Raw genomic sequence first — 23,685 nt, forward strand, 5'->3', positions numbered from 1 at the left:
GGAAAAGGATAAAAAAAGCCTTGATGAACAAGGCTTTTAAATTATGAGGCGAAAGAAACTTTTAAATCATTTAGTTTCCTTCGGATAGAATCATCTACTTGTTTGTCTCCTACACGCAAGATAAATCCTCCAATTAAGGATTCATCAATGGATTCGTGTAATTGAACATCTTTGCCAGAATATTCTTTTACAATGGCAATTACTTGATTGCGTTGCTCTTCTGTTAAAGCAGATGAGGTTACGACATCAGCCTTTTGAATTCCTTTGTACGAAGTATATAATTCAATGAATTGTTTCGCGATAGCAGGTAAGAATTGTTCTCTGTTTTTACGCGTGATAATTTCAAAGATAGAATAGGAAACAGCATGAAACTTATCTTTGAATAATTTACTCAAGATAGTCATTTTAGTGCCGTGCTTGATAATAGGGCTTTTAAACGCTAGAACCAATTCCTTACTGTTTTGGCAGGTTTCTTGGAAGCTCACCATATCTCGGTAAACATCTTCCACCACCTTTTTTTCAATGGCTAAATCAAGCAAAGATTTAGCGTAACGGTGGGCAACAATTAACTCAGACATTTGATCAAATTTAAGGTGTTGCTTCTTATTTTAATGTGACATCTGCAATCCACTCAGAAACTAATTTTTCTTGAGCTGCTTTGTCTTTCAATTGGCTTTTTAATACTTTCTCAGCTAGGTCAAGTGATAAACTAGCTGCTTCCTTACGAATAGAGGCTACAGCGGCTACTTTTTCTTGTTCAAATGCTACGCGAGCTTTTTCAATTTCTTGATTAGCGGCAGTTTGAGCATCTAATTTAGCTTGAGAAATCATGGCATCAGCAGCTTCTTTAGCTTGTTTGATTAAAGCATCACGCTCAGCACGTGCAGAAACTAACAATTGCTCGTTTCCAGCTTTAAGCTCAGCCATTTCTTTCTTAGTTTCCTCAGAAAGTTTGATCGCTTGGTCGATTGACTCTTCACGCTCATGTAATGATTGAATGATGGGCTTCCAAGCAAATTTTGCTAGAAGAAAAAACAAAATTCCGAATACGAGAATTTGCCAAAAGATAAGTCCAAAATCTGGGGTAATTAACTCCATACTTGTGTATAATTAAGATGTTAGAATCTTCTTAAAAACGCAATTTGGTGCCTAGTGCGACCAAATTGCGTTTGAAATTTTTGAGTCATTTGCCAAGGCTAACCCGAGGCATGACCTGGTGTTGAATTACTTTAAAGTAACCAACAAACAAATTACAGCAGCGAAAAGAGCAACCGCCTCAACGAAAGCAGCTACGATCAACATCGCACCTTGGATTTTTCCAGAAGCTTCTGGTTGACGAGCGATAGATTCCATAGCAGAACCACCGATGTTACCGATACCTAAACCAGCACCAACTGCAGCTAAACCAGCTCCAACACCTGCAAGACCAGTTCCTACAGAAACTTCCAATAAAATTGATAAAAGAGACATACTAATTGGGTTTATGAATAAAAATTAAAATACAAGTTCTAGTGATGGTGTTCTTCAATTGCCGCTCCAATGTAGGTAGAAACCAACATGGTGAAAATAAAGGCTTGAATGAAGGCCACGATCAATTCAATCACGTTCATGAATAAAGAGAACGGCACTACAGCGATTCCTAAAGCAGAATTCTCAAAAATAAAGATCAAGGAAACTAAACTCAATAAAATAATGTGACCGGCTGTCATGTTAGCAAACAAACGCACCATTAAAGAGAAAGGCTTCATGAATACACCCACAATTTCCACGGGAGTCATAATCAATAACATCCATTTAGGTACACCTGGCATAGCAAATACGTGTGTCCAGTAGGTAGCTTTACCATTTAAGTTAGTTACAAAAAAGGCAATGATAGCTAAAACGGCCGTTACTGCGATGTTACCAGTTACGTTGGCTCCACCAGGAATCAAGCCCAACATATTGTTGAACCAAATAAAGAAAAACACCGTCAATAAATAAGGCATAAAACGACGGTAGTGTTTTTCGCCAATATTGTTTTTAGCGATTTCATCGCGTACAAAAATGATGATAGGCTCAAATAGGGATTGAATTCCTTTAGGTGCACGGTGAGGGTTTTCTTTGTATGTTTTACCGATACCAATGAAAATGCTTAATAATAATACGGCTGATAGTAATAATGAAGCTACGTTTTTTGTGATAGATATATCATAAACCTGCTCTCCATTTTCAGCATGGATTTTTCCATGTTCTAATTTTAAACCTTGGTAAGGAACTTCTTCATGGTGTTCGTTTTTGAAATTAGAAGACGAAAATACCTGCAAACCAGCTGATTCAGTGTATACGATACAAGGAAGAGGTACAGTGGCATGAAAATGACCAATTGTGAAGAAATGCCACTCATGCTCATCAGCAATGTGGTGTAAGATCATTTTTCCAGCATCGAATTTCTCTTCTTGTTGAGGAGCATGTTCGGTGGCTTCAGCAGCAACAGGCTCGTTGGCCCATGCGGTGAAACTGAAAAGGGAAATGAATAATCCGAGGATTATATTTGAAAAATACACTTTTTTGAAAATGGACTTACCCGACATCTTAATGCTCGCTTTTACTTTAATTTCTTTGATTAATATAGCTAATTCGTTGATTAGCTGGATGTAGAAAAGGATTTTTACGACTTTTGGCCTTGGCCTTTTCTAAAAACGTCGCAAGTTACGAAGCAAACCAATTATTTCAAAATTTGTACTACATAAATAGAGTACAAAAAAATTCCCGACGAATAAGATCATTTCTGGAGTTCCGATGTAGCCAAAAACACCGATAAAAATGAGGCTAGCAATGAAGCGGATGGCTAGTGAAGCCATATGGAAAGGGATGAATTTTTCACGATCATTTTTCCAGCCTATTTGATGTAAGGCATGACTTAAATAGGCTAAAAAGAAAAAGAAGGCCCAGATGAATTTAACATCTTGATGTAACCAGCTGGCCAAGCTACTTTGATGAAGTCCCCAAAGTACCAATCCCAAACCTCCATAAAAGCTGATTAATTTAAGCATGGTGCAAATATCTGAATTAAGTCGTAGAATTTTTTCCATCCTTGACTAAATTATTATTTTGCCAATAGCTAGGTAATAATTATCAACTAGTGAATTAAATATGTAGAATCAGGGTTGTACCTTAGTCAACTTAGATTTGTCAACTCAGATTTGTCAACTTTTCAAAAGTTGACAAATCTCCCCGACCTGCCCGACCTGCCCTACCTGCCCGACCTAACCGATCTCCCCATTTCAGCGATATTTTTGGAATTCTTCTATTTCATCCTTTACTTTGTAATCCCAAGTCAATCGCACAAGCAGCATTGATTTATAAAGAAGAAGGGAGAGACTAGGCTCAATGAACTTCTGGCAACCAGTTGAAAAACTAAGGTGCTAACTCCTACCCCAGGCAAATGCCTGTTTAGGGAAATATAAACGAATTGTACATGCAAGCTGAGTTTAATCATTTTAATTCCTCGTCTACTTTTGCCCTAGAAATGGGTGGAGAACTTCCATCGATTCAATTGGCCTATGAAACCATGGGTAAATTGAATGCCCAAAAAGATAATGTCGTTTGGGTATGCCACGCTTTTACAGGGAGTCACGAAGTGTCTGATTGGTGGCAAGGATTGGTGGGCTCTGGTAAATTGTTTAATCCAGAAAATCATTTTATTGTCTGTTGCAACATATTGGGTTCTCATTATGGTTCCACAGGCCCACTTTCTATAAATCCATTGACAGGCAAGCCTTTTTATCATGGATTTCCGACCGTCACCATTCGAGATGTGGTCAATAGTTTTGAATTACTGAGAAAGCATTTGGGGATAGACCGTATCAAAACCTGCATTGGAGGCTCTTTGGGTGGCCAGCAAGCATTAGAGTGGTCCATCATCCAACCCGATTTAATCGAAAACCTGATTTTGATTGCCACCAATGCGGTTCATTCGCCGTGGGGTATCGCTTTCAATGAATCACAAAGAATGTCCATAGAAGTGGATCCTACTTGGAAGGAATCTCAACCAAGAGCCGGTATAGAAGGGATGAAAGCAGCAAGAGCAACCGCGTTAATCTCCTACCGCAATTATGAAACTTATCAAATTACGCAGGCCCGTCAGGAAAACACCACAGGGGAGTCGCTGCGTGCTATCTCATACCAGCGCTACCAAGGAGAAAAATTAGCCGGCAGATTTAATGCCTATTCTTATTATATTTTGTCTAAGATGATGGACTCCCAAGATGTAGGGAGAAATAGAGGAGGTGTCGTAAAAGCCTTGAAGTCCGTGAAGTCCAAAACCCTAGTTATTGGTATTAAGTCGGATGCTTTGTTTCCTATTGTGGAACAAGAATACTTAGCTAAACATATTCCAGGGGCATCTTTTCAAGTGATAGATTCCCTTTACGGTCACGATGGTTTTTTAATTGAAAGTGGTTTGATGACCAAGGCGATCCGCCTATGGCAAAAGCTACTTCGTTTGGAAGTCAATCCTATGGCCGATTTTTTCAAAGAATTAGAAATTAGACATATTTCTTACGCTTCTTAATCATGAAATTTACCGATCAAGTAGTTTGGATCACCGGTGCTTCTTCTGGCATAGGTGAAGCTTTAGCGCAGGCCTTTGCTCAAGAAGGAGCACATCTAGTTTTATCTGCTCGGAGGGAAGAAGAATTACTACGCGTAGCAAGTCTTTGCCAAGTCCATGGTCATTCCGTTTTGGTTTTACCATTTGATATGACGCAATTGGATCAGCACGATTTGATGCTAGAAAATGTCATGGCTACCTATGGGCGCATCGATGTCATGGTATTGAATGCAGGAGTAAGTCAACGATCATTTGTAGAGGATACCCAATTGGAAGTATATCGCAAATTATTTGAAATCAATTTCTTTTCCATCGTGGCATTGACCCAAAAATTATTGCCCATATTTAAAAAACAAGGTTCTGGTACATTTGTTCCTATTGCTTCGGTCGCAGGAAGAATCTCAACTCCGAGAAGAGGAGCTTATGGGGCATCCAAGCACGCATTGATCGGTTTTTTTGACTCGGTTCGGGCCGAAGTTTACGACAATGGAATTGAGGTGTGCACCGTTTTGCCAGGGTATATCAAGACAAATATTTCCTTGAATGCGATGAATGAGCATGGGCAAGCCTACGGGAAAATGGACCCCAATCAGGCCAAGGGTTTAGATCCAATGCTCACAGCTCAGGGAATTGTCCAGGCTGTTTTTGCCCGAAAGAAGGAATACTTTATTGGAGGTAAACTGGAGGCGCTCGGTTTACTAGTCAAGCGCCTCAGTCCATCTTTATTGATTTGGATGATGAGAAAAATCAAAAATACTTAAGCCGCAACTTCTTTTTTCTCACTGAAGAAAAGTATAAACAAAACTAATACTAAGCCTGCAATTGCCGCAGGAACCATCCATACCGCTTGCCAATCATGGATTCCATTGACGGTATATTGGTCTAATACGATTCCCGATAATTTGGAACCAATCCCCATACCTACTCCATAAGTGGCTAGGGTAATTAATCCTTGAGCCGCATTTTTTACTTTCTCGCCTGCTTTTTGATCTGTGTAAATTTGACCCGTCACAAAGAAGAAATCATAGCAAACTCCATGAAGTATGATACCTATAAAAAGAATCCATTCAGTACTGATTCCATCTCCATAACCAAAGCAAAGGAAGCGAATGACCCAAGCTACCAGTCCTACAATTAACATTTTCTTCACTCCTAAGCGCGTAAAAGCTAGTGGAATCAATAACATAAAAATGACTTCTGAAGCTTGTCCAAATGACATTTTATTTTCCACATTTTGCATGTGAGAATCAGTTAAGGACGGATTGGCCATAGCATAGTAAAACGATAGTGGAATACAGATTAAAATGGAGGAAACAAAGAAGATTAGGAAGGACCGATCTTTGAAAAGTTTTAATGCATCTAAACCAATAATCTGGCCAATGGATGAGTCTTTATCGGCTTTTGGAGGTGTGTCTGGAAGGAAGAAAGCATAAATTCCTAAAATGAAGGAACTAACCATGGAAATTTGGAATATAGCGACTTGGTCACCCAAAGCTAAGAAGCCGATGATGTTGGTTACTACTATCCATGCAACAGTTCCCGTTACCCGTATACTTGGAAATTCCTTTTCCGGATTATTCATTTGGTTCATCGCGATGGAATTTGACAAAGCTAAGTTGGGCGCGAAGCAAAGCGTATAAGCCAGGATATACCAAAAGAAAGTTTCAGGGTCTTTATTTTGACTCAAGAAAAACAAAATAATACCTCCTAAAATGTTCAAAACACCCATCACCTTTTGAGCGGAGAAAAATCGATCGGCGATTAGTCCAACAAAAAATGGAGCGGCAATACAGGCAATGGAGAATGTGGTGTATGCATTTCCTACTTGATCTCCCGTAGCATGTAGCGTCGTTAAAAGGTATTTACTCATTTGACCGTACCACGATCCCCATGAAAAGAACATAAGGAACATCATGACCATCAATTGAATTCGAGTACTGTTTTTCATTTTAGCATATATTGAGTGAACCAAAAATACAAATTTGAATGAATTTTACTTCTTTTAGAAAATAATTTTTAGACTCATTCGATGATAAATTTGAACTCTTTAATTGGTGTTTTCGATTTTTTTTGAATTCATCACCAAAATTTTAAACCTGAAAAGATGAAATGTGTCAAAATATTTCATAAAACAGCACAAATGAGGATTATAGACATTGCAATGGCGAAGTCTTAAGTATTTGATTTTCAGCGATATTTGTTGTTAGTTTGGCCCAAATTCGAGGTTTTAACAGTCTATTTGTTTACTAAATTACATGGAATTGAATTTCATCTTTTTGATTTCGGCTAGGCCAACAGGTAATTTTCAAGGCTCCACTGCCTTGTTCATGGCTTTGTTTGCCATCATTGCTTTGGTGCTGTTAGGAGTAGGGGGTAGGTTATATCAAAAACGTAAAGCTTGGATTGAACATAGTAAATTAACCTACGGAAAGGTTGTTGAGATTTCTCGTCGATATGCTCGTGGAGACCATGCTGGTCGTTTTCCAATCTATTTTCCCATTGTCTCTTATCATGTAAATGGACTAGAATTTCGTCGAGAAGCGGAAAGAGGCTTGATGAAAAATTATGAGATTGGTCAGGAAATCCCAGTTCGTTATTTATCTGAAAAACCATACGAAGCTTCATTAAATGACCAATCTGTGCCTGTTTTGAGCCCAAATGTGTTTTTTATTCTTGGTTTACTGATGTTAATCAGCGCGATTATTTTATCAGTTATACATCCCTAATTTTTATTTTTAAAATCTTAGTTTGTAATTTGTGTTTCAAATTATTTAAATGAGCATGGAAACTACTATTGCCAAGGAAAAAAGTGAATTTAGAAATTACGAGCAAGGAGATATCACAGCTGCTGTAAAAGAGCATTATAGGAAGATGCGTTCACGTCAGACCTATGATTATGTTCAAAGGATGAAGAAAAAGTATTTGACTTTTGAGCGCCCGATGGACTTATGGGATATGATGGAGCGTTTAAATGCTTTAGTGGATGTCAGTGATCCCGATTTAAATCTTCCTAACGTAATCCATTTATTGCAAACGGCTGAAGGTCTTCGTGCAGAAGGTCGTCCGGATTGGATGCAATTAGTTGGATTGATTCACGATTTAGGCAAAGCCATGTATTTGTTTGGTAGTGATGAAGATGGTACTTCTCAAGCAGAGCAGTGGGGATTGGTTGGAGACGTCTTTGCCGTTGGATGTAAATTCCCAGACTCTTGCGTTTATCCAGAATTCAATGCGTTGAATCCTGATTCATTGGTTGATCTTTACAATACAGATTTAGGTGTTTATGCACCAGGATGTGGTTTAGATAATTTGGAATTGGCTTGGGGACATGATGAATACTTGTACCAAGTGCTAAAAAATCACAAAGACAATAAAATTCCTCATGCTGGTATGGTGATGGTTCGTTATCACTCATTTTACCCTTGGCATACAGGAGGTGCATACAAACAGTTTATGACTGCGGAAGATGAGCAATACTTAGATTGGATCAAGGATTTCAACAAGTATGATCTATATACCAAATCACCTAAAGTACCTGATTATAACGAATTGAAGCCATATTATGAGCCGATCGTAGAAAAGTATTTAGGAAAAGGACCTATCTATTGGTAGTTTCTTTGTTGATACATATAAAAAAAGGTCTGAATATTTTCAGACCTTTTTTTATGGAGTAAATGTTCTTTTACCAGCCATCATCTTTTTTAGGTTTTACTACTTTCTTGTTCGTAGCAGCCGGTGTTTTAGCGGCAGCTACACTAGCAGCAGAGCCCTTTATTTGAACGTCCTTATCTACTCGACTAAATACACGACAAACAATTTTCCATTCATCATTGACCTTAAGTAAACTCAATAAATCAATGTATTTGAAATCCTGAAATTCTAGTTCAACGGTGGCAGTAGCAGAAACTCCAGCATAGGAATAGCCGACTAATTTGGTTGTGGCCTTCGCTCCACCTACAGGCGTATTACGAATAAAGTTTCTAACTGGGAAATCTTGGATTTTACCAGTGCTAGCATTGAAGGTTCTTAAAATGGCCGTTGGATGAAATGCTTTTCCTAATAAAGCGGTATCACCTTTGGTTATTCCATCTAAATAAGCATTGACGGTACTTTTAATGGCATCGTCATCTTGTGCCCAGGCCAATGTACTGAAACAAAGGCAAGCTAAACAAGTGATTAAAGTAGTTTTGATTTTCATGATTTTGTTGAATTTAATTAAATGCCTCCGGTAAATTCCATCGGAAGAGCTTCCCCTTTCATAAACAGTGCAGTCTTTTCAGGGTATAAAATAGATTGAACAATATTGACTTTTCCTAAAGAATGGTTGGCCATATTTCCTAAAATGATGATGGCTGAATTGTCTTTAGCATTGTGTAAATAATAATTTTTAAATCCATGCCACCAACCAGTGTGGTAAGTTAGCCACTCACCATTGTCTAATTGGGTTAATCTCCACCCAAATCCATAGTTTTTAGGTAATACATTAGGTGTTCGGTGCTGTGGAGAAAAGGCTTCTTCCAAGGTATTTAATTTAACGATGGATTCATCATTTAAAGCCATATCCCAGTGATGCATATCATCTACCGTTGAATAGATGCCTTTGTCACCTACCACACCATCCAAATGATCAAATCCTACCACAGCTGGTTGTCCTCTTCGAGGCGAATAACCTGTAGCTGCCGTTTTTAACATTTCAGGATGCATGGGGTCATAGACAAAAGTATTGTGCATGCCTGCAGGTTCGAAAATATGTTTCTTTAAGTATCCACGAAAATCTTCTCCGCTTAAACGCTCTACAATATACGCTAAGAGTAAATAATTGGTATTGTTATAGCTGAACTTGGCATTGGGACGATAATCGATTCGCGGTTTTAGTCGAATCATCATGTCAACCACCATTTTATTGGTCAATGGACTTTTCTTGTCGTAAAACTTATCCAAGCAGTAGGCATAATTGGGCAAACCCGAGCGGTGCGTCAATAAACTACGGATGGTTAAGCTGGAATCATATGGAAAGCCTGGAATATGTTTGTAAATAGGATCGTCGTAATTCAGTTGATTTTTTTCCTTCAATTGCATGATGGCTACCGCTGTAAACTGTTTGGAAACGGAAGCTAGCTGAAAATGTGTTTGGGTAGTTAAAGGATTTTTAGTGAAATAATTCGCAAAGCCAAATGCCTTTTTATAAATGATTTTACCATACTGCGAAACTAAGACAACTCCATTGAATCCAGTTTTGGAATGAAGTTTCTGAAAAAACGTATCCAGCTTTACTGCCTTTTGTTGGGCAACGGTTGGATTATATAAGGAAGCAATACTATCATTTCTTTTTTCTGTCGCAGAACTGAATTCAAAAAGGTGTCCTGGTTGATGTGAACAAGACAGAATCCCGATAAATGCACTTAGGGAGAATAAAAAGATGGATTTGGGGAGATTCAATTTCATGAATAGTTGGGTCTTTTTACGCTTCACAATATAGTAGAAATGTACAGTTATTTCAACTCAATTGCCGTAAAAACGAATAAAATAGATTAAAAAGACTTATTTTGGGAAGTCATTCATCAAAATGAGAATATTTTCCAATCTCGTAAGGCATTTTATGTTATTGCTACTTCGGCTTTACCAAGGAATGATTTCACCATTTTTACCTAATGCTTGTCGATATAATCCCACTTGTTCAGAGTATGCTAAACAGGCTTTGATCAAGCATGGAATCTGGAAGGGAAGTAAGCTAGCAGCCAAGCGTATCGCTCGCTGTCATCCTTGGGGAGGAAGCGGGTATGATCCTGTACCTGAGGATTGAAAATCTCCGACATATAGTATATACCGAAAGCGCTTTTGATTATATTTTTGCCAAAAAATGGATAAAATTTGACAATATTTTAGTCCTATTTTTTAAAAAGAGTATTAAAAATTGGTATTTGGATTGGGGCCTTGTTTTGGGCTTTTATCATCCATAAACGCCTAAAATTGGCCTTCTAGCTCTGATTTTAGATACATTACAATTTCAGTACAAGGGGTAATTTCTATCTTTTAAGTCCAATTTTTTTGTCGAATTATTCTACCTTTTACCGTTTAATCATTTTTTTTCTCATTTATTCTTAGTTTTTTTGTGAAAACTTAGAAACAACACGAACCATTATTGTAAGCTTATTCTGGCGTTTACACATTCCAAATTAAACCCAATGATCTCTTACTTGTTCTAGGTTTCCCAATCATTTATCATTTTAAACCCTTAATTATTCACCTATGATGCATTCTTACAAAAGAGTGGGTCGCCTTGTGCGATCAGGTGCATGCAAGCTTGGCCTGTTACAGGTTTTTGGTATTGCATTTGCACTATTAATGTCCTTGAGTTCTTACGCTCAGGATGCAGTTTCAGGGAAAGTGACCGATGCTAGTGATGGCTCGGGTATTCCTGGTGTGTCTGTTTTGATTAAAGGTACCACCAAAGGTGCTCAAACAGATGTTAACGGTAACTTCAAAATTAATGCTGCGTCCAATGCGACTTTGGTATTTTCTTTTGTTGGTTATTCTTCCAAAGAGGTTTCTGTAGCAGGAAAATCAGTTTTAGAGGTTAAGCTTTCACAAGAGGCTAGATCTTTGGAAGAGGTTGTTGTTGTAGGTTACGGTACTCAAAAAAGAAAAGAAATTTCTGGAACAGTAACTAGCTTAGGAGCTAGAGATTTTAATGCTGGGGTTGTAACAAATCCATTAGCAGCTGCTCAAGGTAAAGTGGCAGGTTTGGTGATTACTCAATCGAGTGGTGATCCCAATGCTCGTCCAACGGTACGTTTGAGAGGTACAGGTTCATTGAACGCTGGTTCTGAGCCTTTGTACGTTATTGACGGTGTGATTGGCGCACCTATCGAAAACATTGCTCCAGAAGATATCGCTTCGATGGACGTGTTACGTGATGCATCTGCGGCGGCCATTTATGGTTCTCGTGGTGCTAATGGTGTTATCTTGATCAATACAAAACGCGGTAAATCAGGTATTCCTACAGTAGATTATTCTACCTATGTAGGTAGCGAATCAATTTCACAACGTCCACAATTGTTGAACGGTGCTGAATTCCGTGCTGCAGCAAAGAAATACAATCAAAACTTTGACGACCGTGGAGCAAATACTGATTGGTTAGAAGTGATTACTCGTAATGCTGTTTCTCAAAACCACAACTTAGGTGTTTCTGGTGGATCAGAAAATTTAGCATACCGTGCTTCTGTAGGTTATTTAGATCAAATCGGTACCTTGATTGGTTCAGGTAAAAAGCGTTTAACAGGTCGTTTGAACTTAGATGCGAAAGCGATTGACGGAAAGTTGAACATGAAGTTCAATATGTCAGCTTCTCAAACAGATGGTCTATTTACCGACAACCGTGCGATTGGTTTTGCGATGAACATGCGTCCAACTGATCCCGTGTACAATGCAGATGGAACTTATTTCCAGATTCCTGGAACATTTGCCAACTTCAATCCATTAGCAACTTTAGAAAACAGATCGAACAAGCAACGTTTGCATGACTTTTTATTCAATGCACAAGCTGGTTACAACATTACACCTGATTTAGTTTTCAAAGTTTCAGGAACATTACGTACTCAAACTGCTGATAACTCAGCTTACTCACGTTCTACTCCTGGTAACTTGTTGTTGACCGTAGGTGGTAACTCTGCTCAAAGATTCTTGAACTCCGTGACAGATCAGCAATTAGAAGCAACTTTGAACTACACGAAAAAATTGAATGATGTTTCTAACTTAGTTGTTTTAGCTGGTTATACATACCAAGATGTAGTGAATGATGGTTTTGGTGCATCGAACAATAATTTCTTAACGGATGCTTTTGAAGCTAATAATTTAGGTGCTGGTCTTGGTATTCGTTCTAATCCAAACTTATTAGGATCTTACAAGAATGAGTACAAATTGGTTTCTTTCTTAGCTCGTGCTCAATATAGTTTGTTGAACAAATATTTCGCTACAGTAAATATGCGTCGTGATGGTTCTACTAAATTCGGAGACAACAATAAATGGGGTCTTTTCCCATCTATTTCTGTGGGTTGGGCTATCAGCGAAGAAGATTTCTTGAAAGGCTCTTCTACATTGGATAACATGAAAATTCGTGCTAGCTGGGGTAGAACTGGTAACTCAGAAGGTATTCGTCCATTGTTGTCTAAATCATTCTACGGAGCTTCTGGTTCTTATTATGATGGTGCTGCTGACGACTTCTTACCAGCTTACGCTATTCAATCTAACCCAAATCCTAACTTGAAATGGGAAGTGAACGAAAACTACGGTGCAGGTATTGACTTCTCTGTTTACAAAGGAAAGTTAACGGGTTCAATTGACTGGTATACGCGTCAAACAAAAGATATGTTGTACACAGTTAACGTGCCTCAAGAGCAAGGTTATGTGTATCCATCGATGTTGGCAAATATTGGAACGATGCAAAACCGTGGGGTAGAGTTAACATTAACTTACCAGTGGATTGATAAAGGAGATTGGTCAGTGTATTCAACTTTAGCAGGATCATTCAATCAGAATGAAATTGTTAGTTTGAGAAATGATCAGTTTGCTGCGCCAGATCAGGTATTCTTATCTACTTCATTAGGTAGCTTTATCCGTGGTACATCAGCTGTTAACTTCTCTGTGTTACAAGCAGGTCACCCAGTGGGAGAGTTCTACGGAGCTAAGATTGCTAGAATTGAAAACGGTAAATACGTATTCCAAGACCTAAATGGTGACGGAGTGGTAGATCCAAACGCAAAAGATAGAACGTATTTAGGAAATCCTAACCCGACTTTTGTGGGTGGTATTACAACCAATGTTCGTTACAAAGCGTTTGACTTCCAATTCCAAGTAACAAGCCAATTAGGTGCGAAAATCGTTAATACAAACGCCTTATTGTTAGGTCGTCAAGACGGACGTATTGCTGAATCTGGAGCATTGAAATCTGCTCTAACATCAGTAATCAATGATGAGCGTACTATCCCAATGGATTACTACGTAGAGTCTGGAAATTTCTTCCGTATTAACAATGCTTCTTTAGGTTATACTTTACCTGTGAAAGGAGTATTCAAGAGAGCACGTATTTATGTAGCAGGTAATAATTTAGCTGTATTCACTAGTTATACTGGTGTAGATCCTGAGGTAAGTCAAGCATTAACGATTGGTTCTGCGGCTCCAGGAATTGATGTTCGTGAGACATATTACAAAACCCGTGCATTAACTGCGGGTATTAATCTTACGTTCTAGACATACAAATAGATTAGTTATAGACATTAATTAATATCATTGAAATATGAAAAAATACATATATAAAGTACTTTCAGTAGGTGTAATTTCATCGTTAGCCCTATCGTCTTGTACAGATTTAACTGAGCCTGTGTATGATGCAATTCCAGCAGATCAATTCTTGAAAACGGATGCGCAGATTGCAGCGGCACTTGGACCTGCTTATGGAGGTTTGAGAGGTATTACTTGGGATTGGTTTAATCCAAGTGAAGCTTCTTCTGATGAGTTAATTGTACCAACCCGTGGTGGAGACTGGTACGATGGTGGAGATTGGTTAGCTTATTCTCGTCATACTTGGACTCCACAACATGGTCCAATCAACGGTATGTGGGGATTTATTTTTGGTAACATTTCTCAGGTAAATCAATTGATCCCAGTAGTGAAAACAAATCAGAAGGCAGTGGATGAGCTTCGTGCTATCCGTGCATTCTATTATTTCATGGCGATTGATGCATTTGGTAATGTGCCAATTATCACTGATCCAACTTCTAAAAGTGATACTAAGCCACGTGCTGAAGTGTATGCTTTCATCAAATCGGAGTTAGAATCTTCTATTCCTAACTTAGTGGCTGGTAAGGCATATTCTCGTATGACGAAGGATGCTGCTACTATGTTGTTAGCAAAGTTAAAGTTGAACGCTGCCGTTTATTCTGGAACTGCCGATTGGCAAGGAGCTTATAATGCTGCTGATGCGGTCATCAAATCTGCGAATAACTACAGTTTGTCTTCTTCTACAGTTTCTAACTTCATTGTTCAGAACCAAGGATCAGGAGAAAACATTTGGACTATTCCTTTCGATAGCTTCAAAGCAGGTGGTATGAACTTTCAAATGAGAACCTTACACTATGCTAATCAGCAGACATACGGTTTAGGTAACTCACCTTGGAATGGTTTCTGTACTTTAGCTGATTTTTATAACTCATTTGAATCTAAAGACTTACGTCAGTCGATGTGGATCAAAGGTCAGCAATTTGCTGCTTCTGGAGCTCCATTAACAGATGCCAAAGGTAATCCATTGGCTTTCGTGGCAGATTTCCAAAAAGATCAAATGACAGATGCAGATCCTGAATTCCAAATCGCAGGTATTCGTTCTCAGAAATATGAGATCCAACGCAATAACCCTAATGGAGATCAGTCAAATGACTACGTTGTTTTCCGTTTGGCAGATGCTATCATGATGCGTGCTGAAGCTGCTTTCCGTTTAGGAAATACGGCTCAAGCCTTAGCTGACTTGAACACGATCAGAACTCGTTCTGGTGTGGATGCATTAACGTCTATCACGGCTGCTGATATTTTAGCTGAGCGTGGACGTGAATTTGCTTGGGAAGGTTGGAGACGTAACGATATGATTCGTTTCGGAACTTTCTCTCAAGTACGTAAATTCATGAAAGTAACTGATAAATCGCGTGAATTATTCCCAATACCTCAACCACGTATTGACGCGAACCCATTGTTGAAACAAAACCCTGGGTATTAATTTTTAATTTGATGATAAAAAGGCAGAGCCCCTGGTTCTGCCTTTTTATTTTATTCTGTCCATTCCCTTTGTAATTTGTAGCCTTAATTAGAAATTTATAAGCATGAAGCAGTTTTTCCTGTTTTTTTCTTTCTCTATCGTCTTGTTTTCTTGCAAGACAAAAGAAGACACACTTTTCGAAGAACTACCTGCTTCTGAGACAGGGATTGATTTTGTGAATCGAAGTTTGGATAGAAAAGACTTCAATATCTTTAATTACCGAAATTTTTATAATGGCGGTGGCGTTGCCATTGGGGATGTTAATAACGATGGATTGTCTGATCTATTTATTACATCTAATTTTGAAGAGAATAAATTATACCTCAATAAAGGCAATATGCATTTTGAGGATATTTCGCAGCAAGCAGGAATCACCGGAAAAAAGTTTTGGTCTACAGGTGTAACTTTTGCCGATATCAATGGCGATGGCTTGATGGATATATACGTGTGTAATTCAGGCTCAAGAGATCAACGGGGAAATCAACTTTATTTGAATCAAGGTATTAAGGCAGGTATTCCACAATATAAAGAGATTGCCAAAGAAGCAGGACTTGAAGACGGTGGGTTTTCTACCCATGCGGCATTTTTTGATTACGATCGAGATGGGGACTTAGATATGTATTTGCTCAACAATAGCTTTACACCCATTGGCAAATTAGGTTATTTGAATTTGCGTGAACAGCGCGATAAATTAGGAGGAGATAAACTATTTAGAAATGATAGTGACGGTCAGGTCAAATTCACTGATGTTTCAGAAAAAGCAGGCATTTATGGAAGTTTGATTGGTTTTGGATTAGGAATTACAATCGGCGATGTTAATAATGACAATTGGCCCGATATTTATATATCCAATGATTTCTACGAAAGGGATTATTTGTACATCAATCAACACGATGGCACTTTCAAAGAAGAGTTGGAAAAGGCGATGCCTCACATAAGCTTAAGCTCCATGGGGGCAGATATTGCTGATATCAATGATGACGGAAACCTAGATATTTTCGTGACGGATATGTTACCTGGCGACGATCGTCGTTTGAAAACCACCAGTATTTTTGAAGGTTATAATCTCATGGAGCTAAAGCTGAAACAAGGTTTTTGGCATCAATACATGAGAAATAACTTGCACTTAAATAATGGCGATGGGACTTTCAGTGAAATAGGACAATTGTCTGGGATACATGCTACCGATTGGAGCTGGGGAGCTTTGATTTTTGACATGGACAATGATGGTAAAAAAGATATCTTTGTGGCCAATGGAATCGCCAAAGATTTAACCGATCAGGATTTTGTCGACTTTCTTGGAGACCGAAATACCATGCAGCAAATGCTGAATGGAAAGAAATTTGACTATAAAGAATTTACGGATAAAATCTCATCAGTACCAATCCCTAATTATGCTTATCAAAATCAAGGAGACTTTAAATTTACCAATCAAGTCAAAGCTTGGGGCCTTGAAGGAACTGGTTTTTCCAATGGTTCTGCCTATGGAGATTTAGATAATGACGGCGATTTAGATTTGGTTGTGAATAATGTCAATGCTCCTTTGTCTGTCTTTAAAAATAAGTCAACAGAAAAGTTGAAGCACCATTTTTTACGTGTTGCTCTTAAAGGCAAGGCAAAAAACTTGAATGGAATCGGCTCGACCGTAACAGTTTACCAGCAAGGCGATGCTAAAATGTTGCAGCAAATGCCTAATCGTGGATTTCAATCGTCCAGTGACCATCAAATGGTATTTGGTTTAGGTGATCGTTCAAAGATTGATTCGTTAAAGATTGTTTGGCCGGATGATTCATATCAAGTGATTCAACAAGTGAAAGTGGATCAATTAATTGTCTTGGATCAATCAGCAGCTAAGAATAAGTGGGTCAATAAGGCAGCCAATCCTCGTTTGCTTTTTGCTGATGTGACTTCAGGAAAACTGAATTATGTTCATCAAGAAAGCATTTTCAATGATTACGACCGAGATGTTTTATTGAAACAAAAGTTTTCTACCATGGGGCCAGCCATGGCAGTGGGGGATGTTAATGGAGATGGCTTAGACGATATTTATTTAGGTGGTGCGGCAGGACAAGATAAAAAACTATTTATTCAACAAGCTTCGGGTGTTTTTAAAGAATCTCCACAAGCAGATTTCGCTTTTGATAGAACCACAGAAAATACGGATGCCCTGTTTTTTGATGCTGATAAGGATGGTGACCTCGACTTATTTGTGGTTACAGGAAGTAATGAATTTGAAATCAATGCACCAGAATTACACGATTTATTGTACTTAAATGATGGCAAAGGCCAGTTCAAACGAGATACTCGTTTTCCTGCCATTAATGAAAATGGCTCCACAGTAGCTGCAGGAGATTTTGATCAAGATGGTGATCTCGATTTGTTTGTCGGTTCTCGTATGATTTCTTCTAAATACGGATTAAACCCAGTGAGTAATTTGTACATCAATGATGGCACGGGTGGTTTCAAAAACCAAAGCAAACGATTTATGCCTCAATTATCTGAGTTGGGTATGGTGACTGATGCTGAATGGGTGGATGTGGATGGAGATCGATATGTAGATTTAGTTGTAGCACAAGATTGGGGACCCATCAAAATATTTAAAAATGAGCGAGGCAGACAACTCTCCCTGATGGAAGATTTGAAGGGATCTGAAGGCTTATGGAGTTCTATGAAGGTAGCAGATATTGACGGAGACGGAGATATGGATTTGATTCTGGGTAATTTGGGATTGAACTCTAAAATTAGGGCCACAGTAGAGAAACCAGCTTATTTGCATGTCAACGATTTTGACAAAAATGGAAGCTATGAACAAATCATTTCTTGCATCACCGAAGACGGAAATACCTACCCTATGGTGCTGAAAGGAGAGATTCAGCGTGCCTTGCCCATGATTAAAAAGAAGTTTATCAAGTATAAAGATTATGCCAATAAGACCATCGATGAATTGTTTGATGAAGATCAACGACAAGATATGGTGACTAAACAAATAACCACGACTTCATCCTCATTCATGATTAATAATGGGAAAGGCCACTTTAGTTTGGTGCCCATGCCCGTGGAAGCGCAGTTTTCTCCGGTTAAAGCTATTGAAACGGGTGACTTTAACCAAGATGGTAAATTGGACATACTTTTAGCTGGTAATTTCTTTGATACTCTTCCTGAATGGGGAAGGTTTGATGCCAACTATGGCTTACTATTAGTAGGCAAAGGCCAAGGAAAATTTGATGTAATTAAATCCAAAGATTCTGGATTTAAAACCCTAGGCCAGGTTCGGAATATGGCCAAAATTAAATCGGCAAAACAAGGAATCCTTCTTGTTTTAGCCAAAAACAATGAAGCCGCTCAGTTGTTTCAATGGATTAAATGATCTGTTTTTTTTACATGAAAGTAGTGAATAAAGCCCTAGTAGCCCTTTTCTTATCTAGTATGATGTTTGCCTGTCAGACGAATGATTCTGACTTGGTGTTGTTTGAGAAATTAGATTCAAAACATACAAAAATCGATTTCATCAATCAGATTACCGAAACCAAAGATTTTAATATTTTAGACTACCTCTATTTCTACAATGGGGGTGGAGTGTCATCTGGTGATATCAATAATGATGGATTGGTGGACCTGTTTTTTGTTTCCAATCAAGGGAAAAATAAGTTGTATTTGAACAAAGGCAATATGCAGTTTGAGGATATTTCTCAAAAAGCAGGCATAGAAGGATTTTCAGATTGGAAAACTGGTGTAACCATGGCCGATGTGAACGGGGATGGATTGCTGGATATCTATGTTTGTGCTGTGGGTAATTTCAAAGGAATGGAAGGTTCCAATGAATTGTATATCAATAATGGCGACTTAACATTTACTGAAAAAGCGAATCAGTTTGGTTTGGATTTTACTGGTTTTTCTACTCAAGCTGCTTTTTTTGACTACGATAAAGACGGCGATTTAGATTGTTATTTGTTGAATCACGCCGTTCACAATACCCGCTCATATGACCGAGTGAATACGCGGATGTTGAAAGATAATGAAGCTGGAGATTATCTCTATCGTAATGATGGAGGACGTTTTGTGGATGTATCCAAAGAAGCTGGAATTTATCAAGCTGCTATGGGATATGGATTAGGAATATCCGTTGCTGATTTGAATAATGATGGTTGGATGGATATTTACGTGAGTAATGATTTTCATGAAGATGATTATTACTACATCAACCAGAAAAATGGCACGTTTCATGAGGGTATTAAAGAGCACTTTAAGCACCTAAGTCGCTTTTCCATGGGTTCAGATATTGCAGATATCAACAACGACGGATACCAAGATATCATGACGTTGGATATGTATCCGGAAGATGAAAAAGTGGAAAAATCCTCCGTGGGAGAGGATCCGTTGGATATCTATTTATACAAATTGCAGTTTGGATATTTCAATCAGTACAGTCGCAACTGCTTGCAGCTGAACATGGGAGGGGAGAAATTTAGCGATGTCGCTGTTTCTTCTGGCGTGGCTGCCACCGACTGGTCATGGAGTACTTTGATGGCTGATTACGATGGGGATGGCATCAAAGACATATTTGTTTCCAATGGTATTTTACGTCGACCGAATGACCTGGATTATTTAAAATTTGTCATAGGAGATTCCTTGCATTATGGTTTACCTACTTCACATCAATTGGATCAAAAAGCCATTGATTTGATGCCTAGCGGTAAGTGGCATAATTACCTTTTTCAAGGGTCCAAAGATTTACGTTTTAAGGATAAATCTCAGGCTTGGGGTTTTGAGGCCGCAGGAATTTCCAATGGTAGTTCCTATGCGGATTTAGATAATGATGGAGACTTAGACTTAATTACGAATAACCTAAATGAAGCTGCTGGAATCTATCAAAATAATGCGCGTCAGTTATTAAAGCATAATTACATTAAAATCAAATTCAAGGGCTCGGATAAAAACACCTTTGGGATTGGAGCTAAAGTGATTCTAAAAACCAAGGATGGCCAGCAATTACAACAATTAGTGCCTACTCGCGGATTCATGAGTTCAGTTGAGCCTAGTTTGTTGTTTGGTATAGGAAAACAAACCCAGATAGATTCAGTCTTGGTGATTTGGGAAAACGAAAAGATGCAAATCTTGACGAAGCCAACTATTAATACGACACTGACGGTAGAACAAAAAAATGCTTCTATCCTAGTGAAAGATTTTTCATTTGTGACTAAGCCTAAGCCTTTGTTTGAAGAAGTAAGCAAAGCGGCAAATATTCCTTATAAGCATCAAGAAAATACCTATTTTGACTTTAACCGTGAATTATTAATTCCATTTAAGGTGTCGATTGAGGGCCCTAAATTGGCTGTTGGTGATGTGAATGGCGATGGACTAGATGACTTTTATGTGGGAGGTGCAAAATACCAAGCCGGGCAATTATACCTACAAAAAAGTACGGGATTTGTATTGTCCAAGCAAGCCGCATTTTTAGCTGATTCTTTGCAAGAGGATGTGGATGCTTTATTTTTTGATGCTGATGGAGATAAAGATCAGGATTTATATGTAGTCAGTGGGGGAAATGAGTTCTACGACAATATGCCTGAACAATTTGATCGATTGTACATCAATGATGGGAAAGGGAACTTTACTCGAAATCCAAAGGCTCTTCCACCGATGTATGACAATAAATCGGTGGTTCGACCGGTCGACTTTGATCGAGATGGAGATACCGATTTGTTTGTAGGAGGTAGGGTTTTGGCCTATCAATATGGGCTTTCGCCTAAATCCTATTTATTGATCAATGATGGTAAAGGTAAATTTGGCGATCAAACGCAGCAAAGGGCACCAGGGTTGAGAGAAGCAGGTATGATTAGTGATGCTGTTTGGGTAGACTTGGATCAAGACAAAGATCAGGATTTGGTTGTTATTGGCGATTGGATGCCCATCAAAATGTTCTATTATGATCAAGGGAAATTGACTTTAAAAGAAAATGAATTGTCAGAGTTAAGCGGTTTTTGGGCGGGATTAAGTGTCGGAGATTTTGACAAAGATGGCGACATGGATTTAGTGGTAGGCAATTTAGGAACCAACACCAAGCTTCGTAGAGATCCAGGAGGAGAGCTGAAAATGTTGATCAAGGATATTGATCATAATGATACCAAAGAGCATATTGTAGCCTATAACCGAGCAGGTAAGGATACTTGGTATCCCATCAACAGTAAGGATGAAATGGGCAAACAGATACCAAGTATTATCAATAAACGATTTACGGATTATAAGAAATTTGCTGGTTTGAGCATTGATGAGTTATTTGAAAAGGAGGAATTGGAAGGAGCCATTGAAAAACGAATCAATACGTTTGAATCCATTTACGTGGAAAACCTTGGTGGAGGTAAATTTAAAAGAAAGGATTTACCAAGCTTAGCTCAAGTCTCCAAAATCATGGTCATCAAGACAGAAGACGTCAATATGGACGGAAATTTAGATGTGATTATCGGGGGTAATTTTAATGGAGCCTCCATGTATCAAGCACGATATGATGCTTTCTTTGGACTTATTTTGGCTGGAAATGGTCGAGGCGATTTTAAAGCGTTGATTCCTACAGATACGGGTTTACTCTTAGAAGGGGATATTCGAGATATCAAGCAAATCAAAACGGCTAAAGGGAGTTTATATTTGGTTAGTCGGAATAATGATCAGTTACAAGTCTTTAAAAAACTGAAATAGGCTATGGGGCGGCTAAACCATGGGAAGCTTCGAGTTCATCCATATTCACCCCAAGGTGTGCAAGTCTTTCTATGGTTGGCAGTTTTGAGTATATCTTTACTCACATGGAATTGTCAAGATACTCAAGTAGCCGAAGGAAAGGCCTTGGCACAACAACATTGTGCTACTTGTCATGCTTTACCAAGCCCAGATTTACTACCTAATAATGTTTGGAAGTACAGTACATTGCCTTACATGGGAACACTCATGGGGGTTCAGAAAGAAATCGATCAATTACAGAAACCATTATCGGATTACGCCATATTAAAATCTCCCCAAGCTCTTATTTCCGACGATGATTGGGAAAAGATCAAGGCATATTATTTAGCAGAGTCTCCATCAAAATTTCCAGAAACAAAAGTAAGTTCGATTGCCCCATTAGAAAAGCTTTTTAGAGTGGAGGATTTGCCACTGAAAATGGAAGGAGGTACTTTCCCAAATTTTACTGCCATTAAAATTGATGAAGGAAATAGGCAAATCATTGCCGGAGATCAGTCGAATCGGATTATTTGGTTATTGGATAAGCAGGGAAAAGCTATTCAGCAATGGAAAGACCAAAATGCTCTAACACATGTGGAGGGGAGTGCTGGAAAATACCGTTTTACTTATATCGGTACTACTACTCAGGCTAATCCAGATGTGAATGGAGTTAGTCAATTAGTGCATTTTACAAAAGAAAGCACCCCAATCATTCAGCAGGATTTAAAAAACTTAAATCGGCCCTTGCAAGTGAGTTCTGCCAATATGGATGAAGATGCTGGAGATGAGTTGATTTCATGCGAATTTGGTTTTCAAGTAGGGGGATTATCCATTTGGAAAAAAGGAAAAACAGGTTCATGGGTTCAACATGTGGTGGAGGCACAAACAGGGGCAACTCGGGTAATTATTAAAGATTTTAATCAAGATGGAAAGCAAGATATGTTGGCTCTATTTGCGCAAGGAGATGAGCGAATTATCCTGTATTTGAATCAAGGAAAGCTAAAGTTTAGTCAAAAAATTCTCTTGCGTTTTCCTCCCATTTACGGAACTAGCTCTTTTGATATAGCGGATTTGGATCAGGATGGAGATTGGGATATCGTTTGTACAGCGGGCGACAATGCAGATTTTTCAACTGTTTTAAAACCTTATCATGGTGTTTATGTATTTACGAATGAAGGAGACTTTACTTTCAAACAACGTGCATTTTTCCCTCAAAATGGTGCCACTAAAGTTTTAGCAGCTGATTTTGATTTAGATGGAGATCAAGATTTGGTTTCTATTGCCCTTTTTCCTGATGTACAAAAACGGGGAGCAGAGGGATTTTTGTATCTGGAAAACACAGGTAAATCTTTCCAAACAAAGAGTTTGCCGATACAGCATCTTGGCCGCTGGTCCGTGATGGATGTAGGTGATCTCGATGGTGATGGAGATTTGGATATCGCTTTGGGCAGTCATGCCGTAGCAAAATTCCCTGAGGGGAGCTTTGACCCTGCCTGGAAGCAAGCAAAAGGAGTTTTAATTTTACGCAATCTGAAGCGATGAAACAGGTTTTGCTTCTGTGTTGTTTCCTATTGTCCTT

At 38.6% G+C, this 23,685-nt stretch carries 18 protein-coding genes and 1 riboswitch; of the genes, 10 read left to right on the forward strand and 8 right to left on the reverse strand.

Going from position 1 to position 23,685, the window contains the following annotated elements; translation table 11 throughout:
- Positions 1–41: 41 nt before the first annotated feature.
- From atpH to HME7025_RS02710, 5 genes are all read right to left on the reverse strand, one after another.
- Complete coding sequence (gene atpH / locus HME7025_RS02690) at positions 42–578, reverse strand: ATP synthase F1 subunit delta (protein WP_109322161.1); 537 nt, start codon at positions 576–578, stop codon at positions 42–44.
- 25 nt (positions 579–603) lie between these two features.
- The gene (gene atpF / locus HME7025_RS02695) at positions 604–1,098 is read right to left on the reverse strand and encodes a F0F1 ATP synthase subunit B (RefSeq protein ID WP_109322162.1); all 495 of its coding nucleotides are present in this window, start codon (positions 1,096–1,098) and stop codon (positions 604–606) included.
- A gap of 126 nt (positions 1,099–1,224) precedes the next feature.
- Positions 1,225–1,470 (reverse strand): ATP synthase F0 subunit C, encoded by a 246-nt coding sequence (gene atpE, locus HME7025_RS02700; RefSeq protein ID WP_109322163.1) that lies wholly within the window; start codon positions 1,468–1,470, stop codon positions 1,225–1,227.
- Between the two features lie 38 nt (positions 1,471–1,508).
- Positions 1,509–2,570 carry a F0F1 ATP synthase subunit A gene (atpB, locus tag HME7025_RS02705; RefSeq protein ID WP_109322164.1) on the reverse strand — a complete coding sequence of 354 codons (1,062 nt, stop codon included), beginning with the start codon at positions 2,568–2,570 and terminating at the stop codon, positions 1,509–1,511.
- A gap of 102 nt (positions 2,571–2,672) precedes the next feature.
- Complete coding sequence (locus tag HME7025_RS02710) at positions 2,673–3,032, reverse strand: hypothetical protein (RefSeq protein ID WP_109322165.1); 360 nt, start codon at positions 3,030–3,032, stop codon at positions 2,673–2,675.
- A gap of 304 nt (positions 3,033–3,336) precedes the next feature.
- Positions 3,337–3,449, forward strand: a riboswitch (SAM riboswitch).
- 8 nt (positions 3,450–3,457) lie between these two features.
- Between HME7025_RS02710 and HME7025_RS02715 the strand changes: the two genes are divergently transcribed.
- A complete protein-coding gene (locus HME7025_RS02715) occupies positions 3,458–4,552 on the forward strand; it encodes a homoserine O-acetyltransferase family protein (protein WP_109322166.1) in 1,095 nt (364 codons plus the stop codon).
- A 2-nt stretch (positions 4,553–4,554) separates the two neighbouring features.
- Complete coding sequence (locus HME7025_RS02720) at positions 4,555–5,352, forward strand: SDR family oxidoreductase (RefSeq protein ID WP_193495345.1); 798 nt, start codon at positions 4,555–4,557, stop codon at positions 5,350–5,352.
- On the opposite strand, the gene HME7025_RS02725 is transcribed toward HME7025_RS02720, so the two are convergent.
- Positions 5,349–6,539, reverse strand: a complete 1,191-nt coding sequence (locus HME7025_RS02725; protein ID WP_109322168.1) for a nucleoside permease — start codon at positions 6,537–6,539, stop codon at positions 5,349–5,351. The genes HME7025_RS02720 and HME7025_RS02725 overlap by 4 nt on opposite strands.
- A 307-nt stretch (positions 6,540–6,846) precedes the next feature.
- On the opposite strand from HME7025_RS02725, the gene HME7025_RS02730 reads away from it, so the two are divergent.
- A complete protein-coding gene (locus HME7025_RS02730; RefSeq protein ID WP_109322169.1) occupies positions 6,847–7,317 on the forward strand; it encodes a DUF3592 domain-containing protein in 471 nt (156 codons plus the stop codon).
- Between the two features lie 55 nt (positions 7,318–7,372).
- Positions 7,373–8,203 (forward strand): inositol oxygenase family protein, encoded by an 831-nt coding sequence (locus tag HME7025_RS02735; RefSeq protein ID WP_109324940.1) that lies wholly within the window; start codon positions 7,373–7,375, stop codon positions 8,201–8,203.
- Positions 8,204–8,273: 70 nt separating this feature from the next.
- On the opposite strand, the gene HME7025_RS02740 is transcribed toward HME7025_RS02735, so the two are convergent.
- Together HME7025_RS02740 and HME7025_RS02745 are read right to left on the reverse strand one after the other, a co-directional pair.
- Entirely contained in the window at positions 8,274–8,789 is a 516-nt protein-coding gene (locus HME7025_RS02740; RefSeq protein ID WP_109322170.1) for a nuclear transport factor 2 family protein, read from the reverse strand.
- A 17-nt stretch (positions 8,790–8,806) separates the two neighbouring features.
- On the reverse strand, positions 8,807–10,036 hold the full coding sequence (locus HME7025_RS02745) for a serine hydrolase domain-containing protein (RefSeq protein ID WP_109322171.1): 1,230 nt from the start codon (positions 10,034–10,036) through the stop codon (positions 8,807–8,809).
- A 154-nt stretch (positions 10,037–10,190) separates the two neighbouring features.
- Here HME7025_RS02745 and yidD point away from each other — a divergent pair, with 154 nt between their 5' ends.
- From yidD to HME7025_RS02775, 6 genes are all read left to right on the forward strand, one after another.
- Positions 10,191–10,394: a membrane protein insertion efficiency factor YidD gene (gene yidD / locus HME7025_RS02750; RefSeq protein ID WP_269013337.1), complete on the forward strand. Its 204-nt coding sequence runs from the start codon at positions 10,191–10,193 to the stop codon at positions 10,392–10,394.
- Positions 10,395–10,840: 446 nt separating this feature from the next.
- A complete protein-coding gene (locus tag HME7025_RS02755) occupies positions 10,841–13,840 on the forward strand; it encodes a SusC/RagA family TonB-linked outer membrane protein (protein WP_109322173.1) in 3,000 nt (999 codons plus the stop codon).
- Positions 13,841–13,886: 46 nt separating this feature from the next.
- The gene (locus tag HME7025_RS02760; protein ID WP_109322174.1) at positions 13,887–15,356 is read left to right on the forward strand and encodes a RagB/SusD family nutrient uptake outer membrane protein; all 1,470 of its coding nucleotides are present in this window, start codon (positions 13,887–13,889) and stop codon (positions 15,354–15,356) included.
- A 103-nt stretch (positions 15,357–15,459) separates the two neighbouring features.
- Entirely contained in the window at positions 15,460–18,762 is a 3,303-nt protein-coding gene (locus HME7025_RS02765) for a VCBS repeat-containing protein (protein WP_109322175.1), read from the forward strand.
- A 14-nt stretch (positions 18,763–18,776) separates the two neighbouring features.
- A complete protein-coding gene (locus HME7025_RS02770; RefSeq protein ID WP_109322176.1) occupies positions 18,777–22,088 on the forward strand; it encodes an FG-GAP-like repeat-containing protein in 3,312 nt (1,103 codons plus the stop codon).
- Between the two features lie 3 nt (positions 22,089–22,091).
- Positions 22,092–23,648: an FG-GAP-like repeat-containing protein gene (locus HME7025_RS02775; protein ID WP_109322177.1), complete on the forward strand. Its 1,557-nt coding sequence runs from the start codon at positions 22,092–22,094 to the stop codon at positions 23,646–23,648.
- The last annotated feature ends 37 nt before the right edge of the window (positions 23,649–23,685 follow it).

It is taken from the genome of Aquirufa nivalisilvae (assembly GCF_003143535.1).
In the GTDB taxonomy this organism is placed as follows: domain Bacteria; phylum Bacteroidota; class Bacteroidia; order Cytophagales; family Spirosomataceae; genus Aquirufa; species Aquirufa nivalisilvae.